This window comes from Candidatus Colwellia aromaticivorans, assembly GCF_003333305.1.
Classification (GTDB): domain Bacteria; phylum Pseudomonadota; class Gammaproteobacteria; order Enterobacterales; family Alteromonadaceae; genus Colwellia; species Colwellia aromaticivorans.
Window position 1 is genome coordinate 1 of record NZ_QOLD01000051.1, and the last position, 18417, is coordinate 18417.

The 18417-nt window shown below is 36.4% G+C and carries 18 protein-coding genes and 2 tRNA genes; 9 read left to right on the forward strand and 11 right to left on the reverse strand.

The genetic code is table 11. From position 1 onward, the window contains the following. Positions 1-280: 280 nt before the first annotated feature. The gene (locus tag DWA31_RS07420) at positions 281-622 is read left to right on the forward strand and encodes a hypothetical protein (RefSeq protein ID WP_114325969.1); all 342 of its coding nucleotides are present in this window, start codon (positions 281-283) and stop codon (positions 620-622) included. 318 nt (positions 623-940) lie between these two features. Here the strand turns inward: DWA31_RS07420 and trmB are convergent, their stop codons facing one another. Continuing rightward, complete coding sequence (gene trmB, locus DWA31_RS07430) at positions 941-1672, reverse strand: tRNA (guanosine(46)-N7)-methyltransferase TrmB (protein ID WP_114325971.1); 732 nt, start codon at positions 1670-1672, stop codon at positions 941-943. Positions 1673-1790: 118 nt separating this feature from the next. After that, entirely contained in the window at positions 1791-2129 is a 339-nt protein-coding gene (locus DWA31_RS07435) for a YggL family protein (RefSeq protein ID WP_114325972.1), read from the reverse strand. A gap of 168 nt (positions 2130-2297) precedes the next feature. Between DWA31_RS07435 and mutY the strand changes: the two genes are divergently transcribed. The 6 genes from mutY (at position 2298) to DWA31_RS07465 (ending at position 6164) form a co-directional block, all read left to right on the forward strand. Beyond that, positions 2298-3458 (forward strand): A/G-specific adenine glycosylase, encoded by a 1161-nt coding sequence (gene mutY / locus DWA31_RS07440; protein WP_114325973.1) that lies wholly within the window; start codon positions 2298-2300, stop codon positions 3456-3458. Between the two features lie 218 nt (positions 3459-3676). Next, the gene (locus tag DWA31_RS07445; protein ID WP_114325974.1) at positions 3677-3952 is read left to right on the forward strand and encodes an oxidative damage protection protein; all 276 of its coding nucleotides are present in this window, start codon (positions 3677-3679) and stop codon (positions 3950-3952) included. Between the two features lie 37 nt (positions 3953-3989). Further along, positions 3990-4418, forward strand: a complete 429-nt coding sequence (locus DWA31_RS07450; RefSeq protein WP_114325975.1) for a DUF4399 domain-containing protein — start codon at positions 3990-3992, stop codon at positions 4416-4418. A 136-nt stretch (positions 4419-4554) separates the two neighbouring features. Next, positions 4555-4630, forward strand: a tRNA-Phe gene (locus DWA31_RS07455). Between the two features lie 102 nt (positions 4631-4732). Then, positions 4733-4808: transfer RNA gene (locus DWA31_RS07460), tRNA-Thr, on the forward strand. A 171-nt stretch (positions 4809-4979) separates the two neighbouring features. Next, positions 4980-6164, forward strand: coding sequence for a tyrosine-type recombinase/integrase (locus tag DWA31_RS07465; protein ID WP_168427307.1), 1185 nt, complete (start codon positions 4980-4982; stop codon positions 6162-6164). 150 nt (positions 6165-6314) lie between these two features. Here the strand turns inward: DWA31_RS07465 and DWA31_RS07470 are convergent, their stop codons facing one another. From DWA31_RS07470 to DWA31_RS07485, 3 genes are all read right to left on the reverse strand, one after another. Next, positions 6315-6557: a hypothetical protein gene (locus tag DWA31_RS07470; protein WP_114325977.1), complete on the reverse strand. Its 243-nt coding sequence runs from the start codon at positions 6555-6557 to the stop codon at positions 6315-6317. A 514-nt stretch (positions 6558-7071) separates the two neighbouring features. After that, complete coding sequence (locus tag DWA31_RS07480) at positions 7072-9822, reverse strand: DEAD/DEAH box helicase family protein (protein ID WP_114325979.1); 2751 nt, start codon at positions 9820-9822, stop codon at positions 7072-7074. Further along, entirely contained in the window at positions 9809-10051 is a 243-nt protein-coding gene (locus DWA31_RS07485; protein ID WP_114325980.1) for a hypothetical protein, read from the reverse strand. The genes DWA31_RS07480 and DWA31_RS07485 overlap by 14 nt, the downstream gene beginning before the upstream one ends. Before the next feature lie 1148 nt (positions 10052-11199). Between DWA31_RS07485 and DWA31_RS07490 the strand changes: the two genes are divergently transcribed. Both DWA31_RS07490 and DWA31_RS07495 read left to right on the forward strand, forming a co-directional pair. Further along, positions 11200-11763, forward strand: coding sequence for a recombinase family protein (locus tag DWA31_RS07490; RefSeq protein ID WP_114325981.1), 564 nt, complete (start codon positions 11200-11202; stop codon positions 11761-11763). Position 11764: 1 nt separating this feature from the next. Next, positions 11765-12247 carry a hypothetical protein gene (locus DWA31_RS07495; protein ID WP_114325982.1) on the forward strand — a complete coding sequence of 161 codons (483 nt, stop codon included), beginning with the start codon at positions 11765-11767 and terminating at the stop codon, positions 12245-12247. 431 nt (positions 12248-12678) lie between these two features. On the opposite strand, the gene DWA31_RS07500 is transcribed toward DWA31_RS07495, so the two are convergent. The 6 genes from DWA31_RS07500 to DWA31_RS07525 form a co-directional block, all read right to left on the reverse strand. Continuing rightward, positions 12679-13917 (reverse strand): GIY-YIG nuclease family protein, encoded by a 1239-nt coding sequence (locus tag DWA31_RS07500; protein ID WP_114325983.1) that lies wholly within the window; start codon positions 13915-13917, stop codon positions 12679-12681. A gap of 14 nt (positions 13918-13931) precedes the next feature. Then, the gene (locus DWA31_RS07505; protein ID WP_114325984.1) at positions 13932-15284 is read right to left on the reverse strand and encodes an SNIPE associated domain-containing protein; all 1353 of its coding nucleotides are present in this window, start codon (positions 15282-15284) and stop codon (positions 13932-13934) included. 446 nt (positions 15285-15730) lie between these two features. Continuing rightward, positions 15731-16291, reverse strand: coding sequence for a recombinase family protein (locus DWA31_RS07510; RefSeq protein WP_114325985.1), 561 nt, complete (start codon positions 16289-16291; stop codon positions 15731-15733). Positions 16292-16524: 233 nt separating this feature from the next. Further along, the gene (locus tag DWA31_RS07515; RefSeq protein WP_114325986.1) at positions 16525-16863 is read right to left on the reverse strand and encodes a zinc ribbon domain-containing protein; all 339 of its coding nucleotides are present in this window, start codon (positions 16861-16863) and stop codon (positions 16525-16527) included. 156 nt (positions 16864-17019) lie between these two features. Beyond that, positions 17020-17487: a hypothetical protein gene (locus DWA31_RS07520; protein ID WP_114325987.1), complete on the reverse strand. Its 468-nt coding sequence runs from the start codon at positions 17485-17487 to the stop codon at positions 17020-17022. A gap of 110 nt (positions 17488-17597) precedes the next feature. After that, a complete protein-coding gene (locus DWA31_RS07525) occupies positions 17598-17915 on the reverse strand; it encodes a hypothetical protein (RefSeq protein ID WP_114325988.1) in 318 nt (105 codons plus the stop codon). Between the last annotated feature and the right edge of the window lie 502 nt (positions 17916-18417).

The following is an 18417-nucleotide window of genomic DNA, read 5'->3' on the forward strand; positions in this document are numbered from 1 at the left end:
GTTAGCTACTCAATTTAGAGCTCGTACATAAGTTCGCATTTAATTCTTTAAAAATAATTTTTATTGTTGACAAGGGGGAGTCCACATAAGCTACATCCATGTAGCGCCATTGTCGAAATCAATAACGCAGCATAAAACGTTTCTAAACCAACTCATGAGGGTCTTCTAAGCAAGTATTTTGAAATCGCTTGGGTAAAGACCTAATACTAATGAATTAATCAGGTGTTTTGTCGGTGAAATTGTTATTATGCTAAGTGAATATGTTTCTCAGGATAAATAAATGCAATTTATAGCAATACTCGCTTTAGCTTCTTTAATTTGGCTAATTTGGCAGTTAATCAAAGCCAAGCGTTTTACACGCTTTAAGAAAAAAATAGAAGATGAATTAAAAGATAAAGTTATCGCGAGTATTAAAGAAGAGTTAAATGACAATCGCAGTAAAATATTCCCCAATAATGAATGTCATCAAGCCGCAACACTCTTTTATTGGTGCCAATATAAAAGCCGCATATTACATGCGGCTTTACAAAGAGATATCATCACAGAGCAATGGCTTAAAGATTCAGGTAATTTACGTAATGCCCAACATTTATTTCATGTTGAAAGGCAGTATTTCCAGTAGTTAGCCCTAAGTTTGTCGCACTTCGACTGCTGCGCGCTCAGCATGAACGGCAATGTACTGCTTGCCCTGAGCCGCTTGCCCTGAGGCGCTTGCCCTGAGCCGCTTGCCCTGAGCCGCTTGCCCTGAGCCGCTTGCCCTGAGCCGCTTGCCCTGAGGCGCTTGCCCTGAGCCGCTTGCCCTGAGCCGCTTGCCCTGAGCCGCTTGCCCTGAGCCGCTTGCCCTGAGCCGCTTGCCTTGAGCCGCTTGCCCTGAGCCGCTTGCCCTGAGCCGCTTGCCCTGAGCTTGTCGAAGGGTCGAAGGGTCGAAGGGTCGAAGGCATTACATTTTAGCGAACTGTAAATCCCAAACACCATGGCCCAAACGCTGGCCACGATTTTCAAATTTAGTTAACGGGCGAGAGTCAGGTCGCGGCACATAATCATTGCTTTGGGATAAGTTATTATAACCTTGAGCACTTTGCATATCTTCTAACATACACTCTGCGTAATTTTCCCAATCAGTCGCCATATGAAAAACACCACCTACATTAAGTTTTTGGCGAATGGTTTCAACAAAATCTGCAGAAACGATACGGCGCTTATGATGTTTCTTCTTGTGCCAAGGATCAGGGAAAAACAACTGAACTGTCGTTAAGCTATTGTCAGGGATGCAGTTAGCTAAAATTTCAATGGCGTCGTGTTCAAACACCTTTAAATTTGGCACGCATGCTTCCATCGCTAAAGCGATACAAGCGCCAACACCGGGTTTATGTACCTCGATACCTATAAAATTTAGCTCTGGAGCGGCTTTGGTCATTTCAACCAATGATTTTCCCATACCAAAACCAATTTCTAACACTACAGGGTTATCATTAGTAAAAAGATTTTTTAGATCAATTAAGCCATCACTATGGTTCAGACCCATGGTTTCCCAATGATCATTTAAAGCACGCTCTTGAGCCTTGGTTAATCGACCTTCTCGTTTAACAAAGCTACGTACTTTACGGATGTACTTACCTTCTTGCTCAGCTTGCTCAATGGTTTTATGTGTGTTTTCAGTTTTATCTGTCATTTTCTCTAATCTTTTAGTTTACATCTTGTGACGGTAACTACTGTTTGCTATTACGTTTAATTCTAAACAAATGGGCTTTATACAATATCGTATAAAGTTCCACTTATGACGAATAAAACTATTCAGCCCACCAAACATCGTAAAGCTCACTTACTGCCACTGATTTGGCACCATTGTCAGTTAACCACTTTTCAACTGCTGCGCGATTTTCATTCGTGCAAGAGCCTAATTTTTGTGTACAAATTAAACCATGCCACAAAGTATCACCCTCACCACCAAAACCTAAGCCACTAGGTTGAATAACTTCACTGAAAAACTTATCAATAAAGGCATCAAGTTCATCGCTAGTGATGTCATCATTTAACTGCCAAGCAGCATCAAAACCTAACTCTTGAAATTCATCAACTCTTAGTTTTTTACGTAGTCGTTCGCTTCGGTTTTTTGCATCAATTTTCATGGCATGGCCTTATAAATAATAGTACTAAAAATAATTGCCGCTATTATACAGAGTTCGACCCGCGCAATAAAACAAATTTATTAAAAGCTAAATTATAGTGAATACTAAAAGCGAAACATTTTTTGAGTCAGTGAATAGAATTAGTTACACTGCCCCACGTCCTTAAAAATGAAGTTTAGAATCATTAACACACCAATTCAGGCTATCCCATTACAAAAAATAAAAATATCACCTGAGTCAGCTAAACAATTTGCGACTCAAGTAATTGCTTGGTATCACCATCAAGGCAGAAAACACTTACCTTGGCAAAAAAACAAAACCCCTTATAGCGTTTGGGTTTCTGAAATTATGCTACAACAAACTCAAGTAGCAACAGTAATCCCTTACTATCAACGTTTTATGGCAAGTTTTCCAACCATATCAAGTTTAGCCAAAGCCGATGAAGATAATGTATTACACCACTGGACAGGTTTAGGTTATTACGCCAGAGCACGTAATTTGCATAAAGCTGCACAGCTAATCAACAGTGAACATAATGGTATTTTCCCTGAAGATATTGAACAAGTTATTGCTTTGCCTGGCATTGGTCGTTCAACTGCAGGCGCCATTTTAAGTTTATCGTTAAATCAACACCACCCTATTTTAGATGGTAATGTAAAGCGCGTTTTAGCACGAAACTACTTAGTTGAAGGATATACTGGTTTAGCCAAATTTGACAAAACGCTATGGCCGTTAAGTGAAGCACTTACTCCCGCTACTGATACTGGCTTTTATACTCAGGCCATGATGGATCTTGGCGCCACTGTTTGCACACGCAGTAAACCTACTTGTGAAATATGCCCCGTAAGAACAAGTTGTTTAGCAATGGCTAGTTCTCAGCAAGCAGATTTCCCTCAAAAGAAGCCAAAGAAAAAAATTCCAGAAAAAAATACTATTATGGTAATTCCTAGAATCACAACAGTAACCAGTGATAGCGTTCTAATGGAAAAACGCCCTCCTACCGGTATTTGGGGTGGTTTATGGTGCTTTTACGAAGTAACTGATAAAAGTGAAATTACCAGTTTATTGCAATCGTTAGGGTTAAAAGCCTCTACAAAACATGGTTCACATCAAGAGCTGAGAACATTTAGGCATACCTTTAGCCATTTTCACCTTGATATTTCACCTATTATCATTGACTGCACACAAGTAAAGGCTGGCGTACTATCACAAATTAATAGCCAAGAAATTCGCGAACCAAGAAAACAAAAATGGTATGATTTACGAAGTGAAGCTAATGTAGGTCTAGCAGCATCAACAAAAAAACTGATTGGCTTATTGCAAAAATAATTAATGCTAGCAATGAACCACAGTAACAATTACTTATACCAGTTTCATTAATTAGGTGATCTATTTTATACGTAGGAAAAACGGTCAAATACAAGGCGTTTATTTCAATAACTAGTTGTTCTAGCTATTAAATAAATAACGAAGTAGTTGGTCGTTTTAACAAGTAGAAATGATCACATAGTTAGTGAGATTGGTATCAACATTAACAAGAGAAAATTATGAGCCGTACAGTATTTTGCCAAAATCTAAAAAAAGAAGGTGAAGGTTTAGCTTTTCAACTATATCCCGGTGAAGTTGGTAAGCGCATTTTTGACAACATTTGCAAAGAAGCTTGGGGACAATGGCAAAAAAAGCAAACCATGTTAATCAATGAAAAGAAAATGAACATGATGAATGTTGACGACCGCACTTTCTTAGAAACTGCCATGGTCGCCTATTTATTTGACGGCATAGAACCAGACATCGAAGGTTATGTTCCACCTTCATCAAAATAGTCTACAAATTTAATAAAACAAAAGGGAAAAATAAAAGATGAAAACAATAATTATTACACTAGCACTAGTTTTTACTAGCCTGAGTTCAATTGCGTTAAGCAATGAAGTTAAATCTACATCGCCAGCTAATGCCAATGTTTATTTTATAACACCTGTAGATGGACAAACGGTCAGTTCAAATTTCACTGTTAAATTTGGTTTAAGTGGCATGGGTGTATCACCAGCAGGTCTTGATAAAAAAAATACTGGCCATCATCATATATTAATTGATACTAACACTTTGCCTAATATGCTTGCTCCATTACCAGCAACCGATAAAATTAAACATTTCGGTGGTGGTCAAACAGAAACGCAATTAACGCTTTCACCAGGCAAACACACCTTACAACTAGTTTTAGGGAACCATCAGCATATCCCTCATAGCACTCCAGTTATATCTAAAAAAATCACTGTTATAGTTAAATAAACAGTAAGCAGCATAAAAAAACAGCAAACAAACCTTTTTTTATAAAAAAGTTATAAAAAACAGTTGACGAACAAAGATAAAAACAGTCTAATGGCGCCCATCTTAACGAGGCAGCTAAAACGCTTCGAATATAGATGCCCCGATAGCTCAGTTGGTAGAGCAGAGGATTGAAAATCCTCGTGTCCCTGGTTCAAATCCGGGTCGGGGCACCATTTTATAAGTGTTGATAGTTAACTGCGCAAGTAAGCTACTGTTAATACGGTGCCAAGATAATAAGTTCATAAAGAATATATTTATCGCACACAGCTTTGTGTGCCGACTTAGCTCAGTTGGTAGAGCAACTGACTTGTAATCAGTAGGTCGCCAGTTCGACTCCGGCAGTCGGCACCATTCATTGAGACCCTTATGTAGCTTGTTATGAGATACATAAGGGTTTTCCTGTTTCTGGGGGTTAATAACCTCTCGCGGGAACAAAATAGAACTTCCACGGCTCTCCTTAGTTTTTCAATTCGTATTGCTCAAATCCGGCTTTTTATTAAGCCTCAAAATGAGGATACCAACATGAGTTTATCAGTCGACGTTTTCACTAATCAGTACCTTCTTGCGCTTGAACCAAAAGAAAAGGAATATATAGTCTCTGAAGCTGCTTGCAAAGGCTTTTCAGTAAGAGTATTTCCTTCTGGTATCAAGACCTTCATCTATAGAAATAGAATCAATAATAGAAGCAACAAACTAGCCATTGCTCGAATTAATGATATTTCAATAAACGACGCTAGATTTAAAGCCCTTGAATTAGGTGCTGTACTCCAAGTTAAATGTATCGATGAGATTTTATATGTGGATGCGAAAGAAACCGTTATTCATCAACTAAATAAACTTTACCTGTCATATGATTGGAGCCTGCTTGGAACCAAGTCAAAGGTTGAATATAGCAGGCATCTAGATAAGCTAGCCATTAACTCTAAATTTAAAGATATTCAATCCCTATCAAAAAGATCGATTATTAAAAGCTATTTAGATGAAATAGCACGAGACAAGCCAGTTACAGCAAATAGAACCAAAGCAGCTATCAGTAAGTTAATAAATTTTCTAGTTGATGCTGACTTACTACCTTATAACGTCAGCCATAGAATGAAGAAGTACCCTGAAAAACCGCGTAAAAGATCCTTAGATGCACCGCAAGAGTTGAAGGTTTTCTTAAAACAACTTAATAGTTCAAAACAAATCAGCCAACTCACTAAAGATTCTATAAAACTTTATTTATTAACTGGTTGCCGTAAAAATGAACTTAGATTAATGACAAAACAAGAGCTATCACTGCCTTGTTCTACTTTCACACTATCAGAGGAAAGAAGCAAAACTTCAGAAAGAATAGTACCTTTAGTTGATTCTGCAATATCTATACTTAATAAATACAGTAGCAATCAAAGCTTCTTACTCATAAAAGAAAACGGTTTTGTTCTTGCAAATGACACAGTTAATCAAGCTATTGTAAGGTTAACATCACAGCTTGGATTAGCTAAAGCAACCACTCATGATTTGAGAAGAACTGTCGGTACTATTATGGCTCGTCAAAGAGTTTCATTAGAAGTTAGAAAAAGAGTTCTTGGTCATCATTTTAGTGAAATGTCTGAAGCTGTATATAATAGCTTTGATCATTTTGACGAAAAGCTAGAAGCACTTCAAAAGGTGGAGAGTTACTTAATTGAGTATGGGCTATTTAGCGAGTCCTCTTTAAATAATTAACAATACTAATCTAATAGGCTGGGGTGCAGCCTAATCAGCCACACCTCGGCACATGAATGCGCTGCAAGCCCATATATACAGGCCGATTCAACAAAATACACATTGTGAATTTATAGGTGAATTGTAGCAGTTCATGTAGCAATGGCAAAGTTATTCTTCTGCACAATACTCATCCCACTGTTTCTGTATTGCTGGCGGTAATGCTCTATCTGCTTTTGCGGTTTCCTGAAGCTTATCTATCTTTGCTTTTAACGCTAATACTTTCAGTTCTATTGCTGTTGGTTCTTTGCTGCAAACCCCCTTACCATGCATCCGCAATTGATGACCTGCAATTTTTCTACCGCAATTTTCGCATTTAGTTAGCGGTTTACCTTTTGTATATGTTTGTTTCAATGTTTATGTTTCCTTTTAATTTATCTAAATGAACAGACCCTCGACACCAGTTAGCTAATTCTTTGATTAGCCATACTAGTTTAGGGTCTGCTTCGTTAATTGATTTATATGTGTTTTGAGTGCTGCGACCTTTGCCTTGAGTAAAGGCTCTGGCAACCGCGTAGGGTACTGAGAGGTTTTCTATGAGTTATTGTTTGCTTATGAGGTTTATTATTTCTTTTTTCTTGTTCTAAAGAATAAGCCACAAATCACCTGAGGATTATCGTAAAAATCATCTGTATTTCTGGCTGTACGCATCAGTTCAACTAATCCCCTGACCGCCTTAACGAACTCAGGGTCTGCATTCAAGATACTACTGTAACATTTACTTTTACTCCGACTGTGCCCACTAGCAAACGCATAGGCTACATTTGCGGGTACACCAAGGGATAATAATTGATTACGTGAAAAACGCATCTTGTCTAGGCAATCCATTGTCCTTAGAAAGTTTAAAAGGGTGATCCTTACACGTGCTTCATTTTGTTTTGTGTGCCTCATATAACTCCTGTATTTCTTCAATTGTGGGGGAAACTGTGTAAGTCTCATAAAAATCATCAAGCAAAGGCATTAACTTATTAATACGGGCAAGCGTATCTTTTAAGTCAACGTATGGCTTATTGTCAGGTAGTTCGGCACTCCTAAGTATCTCATTAGCTCTAGTTACTTTACCTCTCTGAGATTTACCGTAAGTGATCCCCTCATCAACTAACGCTTTAAACACGTCTTTATCATCTAGACACCACGAACTTAGTTTTTTATCCAACGCCTTAAACGTTGTAGGCCAAGCGCCTTTTTTATCTAAACTTAAGCCTTTGATGTATTCAAAGAACTCAATACGGTCACCTTTGTAATATAAATTAAGTACTTCTTCACCTAAGGACTCAAACCCTTTCAACTTGTTTTTTATTGTAGAGTGGTCAAATTTACAAATCATTCTACAAATAAAACTTAGATATACTGCTCGTTCTTGTTGGTTTGTGGGGGGTACATATTCCATATATTTAATACTCTTAAAGCTGACTTTAGACCTTTGTGCGTCATGAAAAAAAGTAGGTATTCCTACTTGGTTAAGTTTTAGTGCGACTTGCCTTTTTCTCACTGACAACGCTAACCGCTCTTCTTCATGAATCATGGCTTTGCATTGGTCTAGGTTATCTGCACCCTTTTCAGCCAGCTTTTGTGGCATGTTAAAGTTGCAAGTGACGTAGTGAAGAGCTTTAGGATGCCGTTCACGCCCAAGCATCTGTAATATATGATTACCTGTTTTATTAGATGCATTGTAGTGGACAAATACTTCATCAAAATATCCTTCCCAAGAAACACCCGATTGAATCAAGCTTGTGCAGCAAAGAACACTAATATCGTTCTTCTTTGTAAATTTAACAGGGTCATTAATAAACTCTTTATACTCTTCAGTTTCCTTGTGCTCATTTGTGAAGAAACGGAAATTTTCTGACCTTCCTATTACATCAGGTAATTTCTTTTGAACAAGAGGGATACTATCTCCGATAAATAAACATTTCTTACCCGACGTTACCGCCTTTTGAAACTCACGAACTAGCGCAGCCCCATTCGACCAACAATGAGCCTCGCACTCTTGTTCACGTTTCTTTATTAAATTTTGAGCTGAGCCTATATTGATTTTAATATTCAATATCTTCTGCATCATTTCGATGGTGTTAGTGGATATACCTTCATCTGTCATTACAATAAATTCGGCAGAGCACAATGCTAATCGCAAAGCCTTAATAATCTCTTTTGCATGAGATAAAAATGGTAATAGCTGAATTTGTTGGTGTGCCTCATCAAGAAAAAAATAGGTGAGCCCCCTATCATGGATGCGGTCTACACACTTAAAAAGGCTGTGCATAGTAGTCGCTACATTGTCATATTTAACTAATTCTGCACCTTTCTCACTTCCTTCCAGTACTTTGACTGCCCCACCAAATGCATTGGCATTAAAGCCGACTAACGATTTTGTGGGGGTCGAGATTAATATCGTATCGTTAGGTTTTATTAAGCGCCTCATTCCTTCAGTTTTACCGCATCCAGTACTTCCTTTGATGATATTTACAGTTATTGTCATATCTTCATCAGGCTTAAAGTCTTGCAACACTGAGTTATAAGGTAGTAAATCTGAAATACCAACAGGCGTTTCAGGCAAAGGCATACTAGTGCAATGATTAGGAACTAAATTTGAGTAATCTACCCATTCATTCTTTTCTAATATTATTGGCTGCACATCAAAGAAAGGCTCGAAACACCGCTTGTTCACGTCTTTCATTGCAGCTTGATATTGGGGTTCAACTTTAGCCCCTTTTCCTTCTCTTGCATGTGTAGCTACCTCCATCGAAGCCATAACGCTTCGGTCATAGCAGTTAACTAAGCCCTCTCGAAAAGTCCAATATAACTGGCTATTACAATTATCATTCATGTCTAACTCAGCTAGCTTTTTTTCGAACTTATTGTTGGGTAGTTTCATAAACTGGATACCGCTATCATCAACTTTTATGGAACCAGCTTTGATGATAGGGGTCGCCATATACTCAACATCTGGGAGTATTAGCTTGTCACCTTCGATGAAAAATCCTGTATAGTTTTCATGCTCATTAGGGCCTTGCGGGATAGAGGTGTAAATCAACTGTCCCGCTGTACTATTAAAATTAGTATCTGCAATATCCGCGAGATTATGCTTTACATAAGTACTAAACTGCTTATGGGTTGCATGTTTACTCAGTTCAAAAATTACGTGAAACTTAATATGGCCTTTTCCGTAATAGCTACTACTCGCTTTGATATCCATAGCAATACCTTTGAGGTCTGTATAATTATCTAATATATGAATCACGCAGCTTTCGAAATCGGTATAGGGTAATTCGATATTACCGCCCGCATCTTTATGCCCTTTAGGTACAAATGTTTTATTGTCATACGAGTCAATATCTACAAACGCCCATATACATTCAGTATCATTAACCCCTAAAATTATTTGTTTGCGGGGTTTCATGCTTTGATTAGGGATACTTGATGACATAGGCATGTTTTGAGCGCATACAAAGGGTTGATTATGGTGTAGCTCTTTCCATAATTCTTGAAAATCTTGATGCGCCTCAACAGGTTTATTTATGAATTCCAGTATGCTGTCGTGTTTATTTCCATGTTTACCGCCTTTTTGAAACGGAAGGCTACTCCCTTTTAATAACGTCAAATTATTATATCTGCCCATATGAATTAGCCTTAAAGTAAATACTTTCCTCTTGCTCTTTCAGCAACGCTTTTTGAAAATTAAAATACTGCCTTACGTTTGGTATGCCCATTGCAATCATTTTCTTTATTGCCCCTGCATAAACCTTATATAGTGCAAAATTGTTAACTCTCTTGAATGGCAGGTAGTAACCTCGCCTTTCACACAATGCTATTATTTCTTGCTCTGTTGATTTTTTTGTAATGTTCATTCATTTCTCCTTGAGAATTTTATAGTGTGTTGAAATTATAATTATTACCCTGAAAGAATATGTTTCACGGTAATAATGTGAGTCGTAACAGGGCTGCTTATTCTGATTAGCCCTATTGAATGAGTCTGTTGGTAGTAGTTACTTTTGTAATTGAAACCCAACTCGATTGAGTGGCATAAAATGAGTGTGCAAATTTAATTATTTGATACATTTTTCTTAAAAAAGAAAAGAAAGCCAAAATCTCGACAATGCCAAGGCAAAATAAAGGCCACAAAACCAACCTTGCTTAAAGGTCACTTTATAAGGTTGTAATCTTTAGGGAATCAAGCAACACGTGAAGTCAGCGAGAATTACTCACTGCTATATTTAGCAAAGTTCATTTTACCCAAGAGTGGCACTCTAATAGGGTTAGCTGTATAGCTCGGCTACATCAAGAGCCGCACTAACATCATTGAGCTATTTTTTGAGATGAAATGTATTTTCCAAGACATATCAAATAGGCAATTACCCCCCGTAAAGTGAAGTTACACATGCATACAGAAGGTTAACCCGCAAAAAAGACCATTACAGCCGAATTAACGCGTAATTCATAAATTAAATAATATCCTTATTTATCAGTATATTATATCAAAAAAACAGTGTTTTGTAAAAAACTACTTTTATATTTCAATGGGTTATGGTCTTTCTTGCGATTATTACCATTAAGGTAAAGAGTCATTATTTAACGATATAGGACGGTCTTATTTTTAATTGTTTTTATGGGAGTTTATTTCTTTTTAGGAAAATCAGAAAAATAATCCATTTTCGAATGAAAACACTAGGAATAGAGTGAAGATAAAAGCCTACAAGCCAATAGATACATAGCATAGGTGGAAGATAGAGCAAGACGTGAAGCACGTAAAAACAAAGCATCCATGACGTATAACGAACGTATGATTAAAGTATTAAGCTTGTATGGGCAACGCACAATACTTGTTTGATAAACGTGTGGTTATTGTACAAATAACGTAAAGTGTCAAGAGCAGTGCATTTATGTACACCTCGATAAGCTATGTAACGTACATACATAGCGACCATTCAATTAATTACCTACCTCAACGGCAATGATCGAGATTGCAGGCGAGCCCCAAGACAAGGTTTAATTCCCCATGCAGACAGGATATATAGGACTTCTAGAGTTACAAAATTATGAATTAGGAGAGTTTGACTACAAAGAGATGCAAGCAAAGAAATTAAAAAATCATTGTGAAAATACCTCAGTAGAAAAGCACATTGCTTACAACGGCAAGATGGAAATTGATCATCTTATAGACCGATTAACTAATGGCGATACACTCGTAATTTGTAGCTTGAAATTTTTGGCTCACAATCGGGACATATTATATGACCGTATAAAAGCTATAGAAGACAATAGTATTACGTTGAAAGTTCTTGATATGGAAGAAAGTACATTTTCCTCTCATATTAAAGCATTTATGGCGTTTAATACTTATATATCAGGTATGAGAGTAAAAAAGGGAGCACATAAAGCTCGGTTTTATAAGGCTTACAAAGCTGGACGGAAAATAGCGGTTTCTGAACAAGATCGCCAAGAAGTCATACGCAAGAGAACTATAAAAATCTCAGGTGTAAAACAGCCAACAGTAACCGAATTAGCTGAGTACTATAAATGCTCAAGACAAACTATTTATAATATATTAAAAGGTAATTAAAATGATTGATTTATTCGCAGAACAGACACAAGAACTAACAGAAAAGAAAAAGCCAGCACTTTGGAATGACGCTGACCTAATAGAAAACATGACGGCTATTATTAGGGACACTAAAGAACCTACGATTGAAAGGGTTTCAATTAGGCTTGGCGGGACAACACCCGTTAAAGTTTTCGACAACAAATGTTCTCGTACAATGCCAAAGGGAGCATTAACTAGAGAAGAAGCGCTAAGCCAAGTAAAAGGTTTAGATAAAGAGGTTCTACTACCCGCGCTAAGGGATGCTCTTAAAAGCTTATTAGCTTCTTTACAAAAATCTAAACAAGCTAAAGCAAAAAAAATAGCTAAATTCAAGCGTCTTAAACGGGAAGAGCAAGCTTTTTTAGCTATCCAGAAACAAGAGGAGAAACTTAAAATAGAGGCGAATTTAGTAAAACTAAAAAGGGAGCAAGATAAATACAGTACGACTACAGCAAGAGGATAGCAGATGACGGAATATATTTTGAGAAAAGAACTAGGTACTAATTTTGACGAACGAGCCCTAGAACTTTTATAGATATCATATGTGTGAGCTGTAACTCACCCCCAATAGTATATACTCAAAAGCAATAAATAGAAAAGCCCTCAAAGTTGAGGGCTTTCTTTTAGTCAATTTTAACCTCAACACTAACTGGCCGATGATCAGACACTTATCTACTAGCTTCTTTACGCATAGCTGGCGTATAAATCATCTAGTCAAACTCAAACACAGCCCCTGATTATTTTTTGCACTTCATCCGAGTGTTTTGTATACCAGATATTATCGTAAAAAGATTTATCCGCGATTGATGCCATTTTACGAACACTCATCTGAGGGCGGACTTTTTGACTGCGGGGAACAACTGCTAATTTAAAACCTTGTTTTTACCTGTTATTTTATATAGTTGTTTGTTGGCTAAGTTCATAGTCGGCATCATATGATGTTAATTGTTGTAATACATCTTCAGGTGATACGTGAAAAAATTCTTTACGTTTATTAACCAAGTTCACACGTTGTTCGGCAAATTGCTTATGTAAGTAATTTTCCAATTGTGGGGCATCCTCAGTAAATGCAAAAGCATGAACGCTGAAAAGCTCAGGTACAGATGCATCACCTAACTCTTTCACCCTATCATTAGGATCTGCTCTTCTTGTCATACCTATTTTGCAGATACCTTTACCAAAAGAAAGCTCATTTGAGATTACATATACATAACCAGCTCGGGTTGTTTGTGCTAATGAAACAGCTCGTCTTTCTTTATCTTTCAATATTTCTAGCTCTCCTTTATGTAATTCATATAAAGCTTTTTGTTCTTCAGAGCTTGATTCCAATTTACTTAATTCTTCAGCAACCAACTTTTCCATCAAAACACGTGTTTTTTCTGCTTTTTCTGCGGCTGCGATAATTCGTGTTTCTTCTCTTTCAGCTTCACGTATTACTCTTGCCTCTTCACGTTCTTCTTCTTTAATATCTTGTTTTAACTTGGTTATTTCATATCCAAGTTGTAGTTCTTCCACTTTAAGCTTTAAGTAGGAATCTTTAAGGGATGTTTTAACAATGACACCTGATGCGTTTATTTCATTGAATGTATCTTTTGTTCTCTGAATTAAGCGATTCATATTATTCCAGTCTGCAAGTGCTGCCGCAGCTTTAAAATCGTTATCTAAACATCGAAGTCTTAGTTTAATTTCTCTATTAAACAGCTTTTTAGCTTCAGCTTTAGAATCATTAACAACAAAATCAGACCCCATAGAACAAACACATGCTCTTTTTTCACTAATAAGTATTTTAAGATGTGATTTAACACCAGCTAATTTGTCTTCCAAAACATCAAGGCTATTAGTGCCTTGTAACCGTGTATACGAAATACTGTCTGTAGTACCTACTCCAATATTGAATTGTGATAAACGTGACTCATTATTTTTCAACATAGACAGGTTCTTCTTATATGCAGATTGAAGATCGCTATATTCACTAGATAGATTTTTCAGGTTTTTCTCTTCGATAGTTATTGGTAGATATTTTTTTTCAATTTCATCACTTAAGTGTTTCACATCAGCATATAGCTTACACTGCGTTAAGTAATAATATATGGATAATGAGAGCAAAAAAGATAACGCAATAGTTATGTACATAATTAATATCCTTATTAAATAGACGTAGGCAGCTGAGTGGATGCTACTTCAGACTGAGTTGAAACATTATTTCTTGCTTCACGAATAAGTAAGCTTTCTCTGTATTCCTTAGCCTCTATATCAAAATACCAATCTGAATCAATATCTAATTCTTCCATAGCACTTGCGACTTCTTGTGGTGATACTTTGAAAAATTCTTTACGATGATTGTCTATATTAACTCTTCTGTCGTTGAATTTATGGTGCAATTTTTTTTCAATATTAGGGGCATTGTCGACAAAGGTTAACGTATGTACATCAAACTTAAACGGAACACTGGCATCCCCTAGTTCCTTAACGCGATCCATAGGCTCTAAGCGTCTTGTCATGCCAATTTTAACGACACCTTTACCAAAGCTACCAATATTTGAAATAACGTAAATATAACCAGCTTTCGTTAATTGTGCCTGCGAAACGGCTCGCTCAAATTTGCTCTCTAAGCGACCTATATCTTTTTTCATATTTTTAATTTTAAGTTCTATATCGGTAGCACTTGCTCCGTGGAGTTGTTTAGCTAGCTTTTGAGCTTTAGCAAGATCAGACTTTCTATAAAAAATGTCATCTTCAATTTCATCAACATCACCTCCACTTCCTTTTTTTGCTTGCTCTCTAAGTAGTGCTTGTTGTTCCTTCTTTTCTTGTTTTAAGTTTTCTTTATGTTTGAGCTCAGCATACCAAATAGCCAGTTCAGCTATTTTTAGATCAAAATAGCTATTTGAAATTGTGACATTAGCTGTTTCGCCAAGCTTTTCTAGTTGTTCCTCTAACCTGTAAAGCTTTTTAATTGTTGCATCATAGCTTGAATGCCGCATTTTTTTTCTAATAACATCAAACTCAGCATTAAATGCTTTTAATAATAGGTATCTATAAGCATCGACCATCTGGGTACCCTTTCTCTTACTGCCAAACCATGACCAATTAGTGTATGCGGTTGTGGCATCCCCTCTTTTTATGACACTAAACTGTTGTTTGATGATCCTATCTACTTTCTCTTTTAATGCTTCACTGTCATCAAATTTATACGTCGGAGGGAGTAGCCCAACGTTTATATGATTTAGTTGATTGATGCTATTAGTCAGTGTTTCATTGAGCTGAGCAAAAACTGTTTCACCAAGAAGTTTTTTTTCTTCGATACTATTGAAGGAGTTAACAAGTTCTTGAACAAGCTCTTCAATAGGCTTTTCATTCAGGCTTCTTTCTTTGCGTTCGTTTTCTAAAAAAATAGCTTTACGAGTACCTAATTTAGAAAAACCAAGTACAGTAAAAATAATTGATAGAAATAGTGTGCAAAACCAAATGATTTGGTGGGATTCATCACTAATAAGCATAAAAGTATCTTCCTTAATAAACAATAATAGAATTAAATGCGTTGGAATGGTGTGAACATTGTTAGGTCAATCCTAACAGCTAAATTTAAATCGATTTAAATACAACATGATAATAATTATATGTATGATCAAAATAACACATATGTCCTAAATCCTACACCACACTTTTCTTATATTTGTAGTGGCATAGTTAATTTGGCCACTACAATGTCAGCTTTCGTACCCTAAAATGTCGTTTATAAAGTAACTACCAACGGCAGCTTGAAAGCTCAAACTGCCGTTAATAACTCAAAAGTTAACGTCAGCTTTTGTTTAGGTTTGTTAGATACCAGTCGCGACAAAACACCATAGGATCAACAAGCTTCACTCCTCAGGCTGGTGTCTAACAATAGCTATCAGTTGACCTAAAGAACAAGCAGTAGCTAACGTCAGCAAAGCACCAGTTGTCATAATTGCTTTTCTTCTCTATAGATTTTGTACAACTGATTTCTTGAACAACCAATAATATCAGCAATCTCATTTTTGGTCAGATTGCTACTTTCATCATCCATTAATTCAACAATACGTTTTCTTTTTTCATCCAATATTTGACGGGGTTTACCAAACTTAACACCTTTGGCTCTCGCTCTTTCAAGTCCTTCCTGAACACGCTCATTAATTATGTCTTTTTCGAACTCAGCAAAAGCACCTAACATGCTAAACATAAGCTTACCGCTACTAGTTGAAGTATCAATTGCTTGATTTAGTACATTAAGAGTTCCGCCTTTAGCTTCTATCATATCAACCAACTTATGTAAGTCAGTTAAAGACCTAGCTAAACGGTCTAACTTGGTAATTACTAAGCTATCCCCTTCCCTCAAATAATCAATTGCTCGATGTAATTCAGGACGGTCACTTTTGCCACCACTTAGCTTTTCTTTGAATGTTTTATCGCAGTCTTTCAACTGTTCTAGTTGTGCATCTAAGTTTTGACTTTGTGTTGAACAACGAGCGTAAGCAATTTTCATATTGTACTCTTTTATCTAGGAGTTAGATTACAATACTAAGGTTACGATAAAGATTACACTAAATCAAATGTATTTTTGGATAAATAAGGAAATAAAACGGTGTAATCTAACCTGTAATATAGATTACACAGGGGCGGTTAAGAGACTAGCTATATTTTATATATGTATAGGGGGAGTAGCACGTGTAACTTCAAAAATATTTAAGCATACAATAATTAACTTATCTCTAACGATTAAGCTCTAGTATTCCAATCATCTGAAACCGTTGTAGAATTAGTTGGAGGGATAAACTTAGGCAGTTCAGATTTACAGTGTTTACAAATTTTAGCTTCAGCTTTAACAATCTCTGCACAACTTGGGCACTTTCTTTCTTTTCCTGAAGCTATAGCTAAGCTCTCAAGCTTGTCTTGATTAGGAGATGAAGCAATAACGATTAATAAAGTAATAATTGGTGAAATGATTAACGATAGAAAAAAATAATCACTCCATGAATGCCCCTTGGACGAAGCTACACTAGCTACAATTAAACTTACTACAACCCAAAGAACAATATAAATAACATATAAATCCATTAAAAAAACTCCATGATTTTTTAAGATATAGCACCGTAACAAAGTGCTTCTACAACAACTCATTCAAACTAAACATTCTTCAATATCAAAGATGGCTAAAATATTGATAAAAAAACATCTATTTTTTATCCTTACTAATTAGCTTGTAAGCAGCAATTACCAGCTACTTCTATACTTTATATCTGGCATAGGTTCCGCTGCTCTTATTGGATAACTTCCGTTACAACTGATACATCTATATGTACCACTAATTGTTTTGTTGTCCTGTAAAATTTGAATCGACCTCTTTGATACACAGGAAGGACAAATATAGTGTTCTGGATCACTTTTAGATTTGTATACAACTGCCTCACCAACAGTCTTAACCAATTCATACTCAGCCAATTTATCCCCCCAAGAGTTAAATTCACCGATAGTAGTTTTTAGAGTGTTGTTTTCTTCCTGTAGACGAAACAACTCTTCTCTTAATTGAAATAATGCATCTTGAGCATCACCAACTTTTTTAATTGCTTCATTAATTTTACCGAGAGAGTCGGCTTCAATTTTTAGATCAGTAAAACCAAGGAAAATATCTTTAGCTATTTTTAATCCACTATAAGCTGATGAGAATGATGCTATATCCATGTGACTCCAATACTTTTGCTGCTAACGCCCTGTTAACAGGCAATAAAATAGTTGGTTAAAATAAGAGAAGAAGGAGAAAAACCAACTGTTTTTTGTCCTTGTTTAACAGCTTATGTACTTACTTTACGCTTAATTTGAAGAGGAACACGGAATTTAACTCTACTAGCGGTTTCTGTACCTTCAGAAAGATCTCCACCTAAACCACCGACACCAGCAATACTTAATTTAGCACCACCTTCTTTACTGCGAGACTCTGTTACAGCTATATCAAAATCTACATGAGTAACCCAACCACCATGAAGGGAAAACATATTTAATTTTTTTAACTCTTCGACATGTTGGCCTCCGCTATCAAGACTTGATTCATTTTCATTTATTGCTTCAGTAACTTGCCTAAGTGTTTCAGTAACAAAGTCTTTAACGTCCATTTAATACTCCGGTTTCGATTAAGGTACATAACAATTTAATCAGGGGAAACTTTCCTCTTTTCCTGCCAGAAGCTTTCCCACCTATTTATTTTCTATATTATTAGCAAATACATACAGCCTTTACCAGTTCTTTATTTAGGCCGTTTTCTATTTATGCTCCCTGACAGGAAATAGGGAAACCTTCCTCATTTCGTGACTTGGGAGGAAAGCACGCAACATTAGACAAATAAACAACAATATGGATTTTGTAATATTAGAAAATATATGGCTAAAATATTGAGGCTAATGTATCCACTGCGCACCAAGGGAACATTAGCATCAAGATTTATTGGTGCTAAAAAACGACGATGTTTGAGGGATTTTCTTTAACCGTCACTTTTGCCACAGAGCAGAAGTTATCATTTGAAAATTTATACTGAAAGTTGTTGTATGTTTTGATCTAGAGCGGACATGGCTGAACAACCACATTACTTTGACAACTTCCCGATAGCGGACGTTCCCT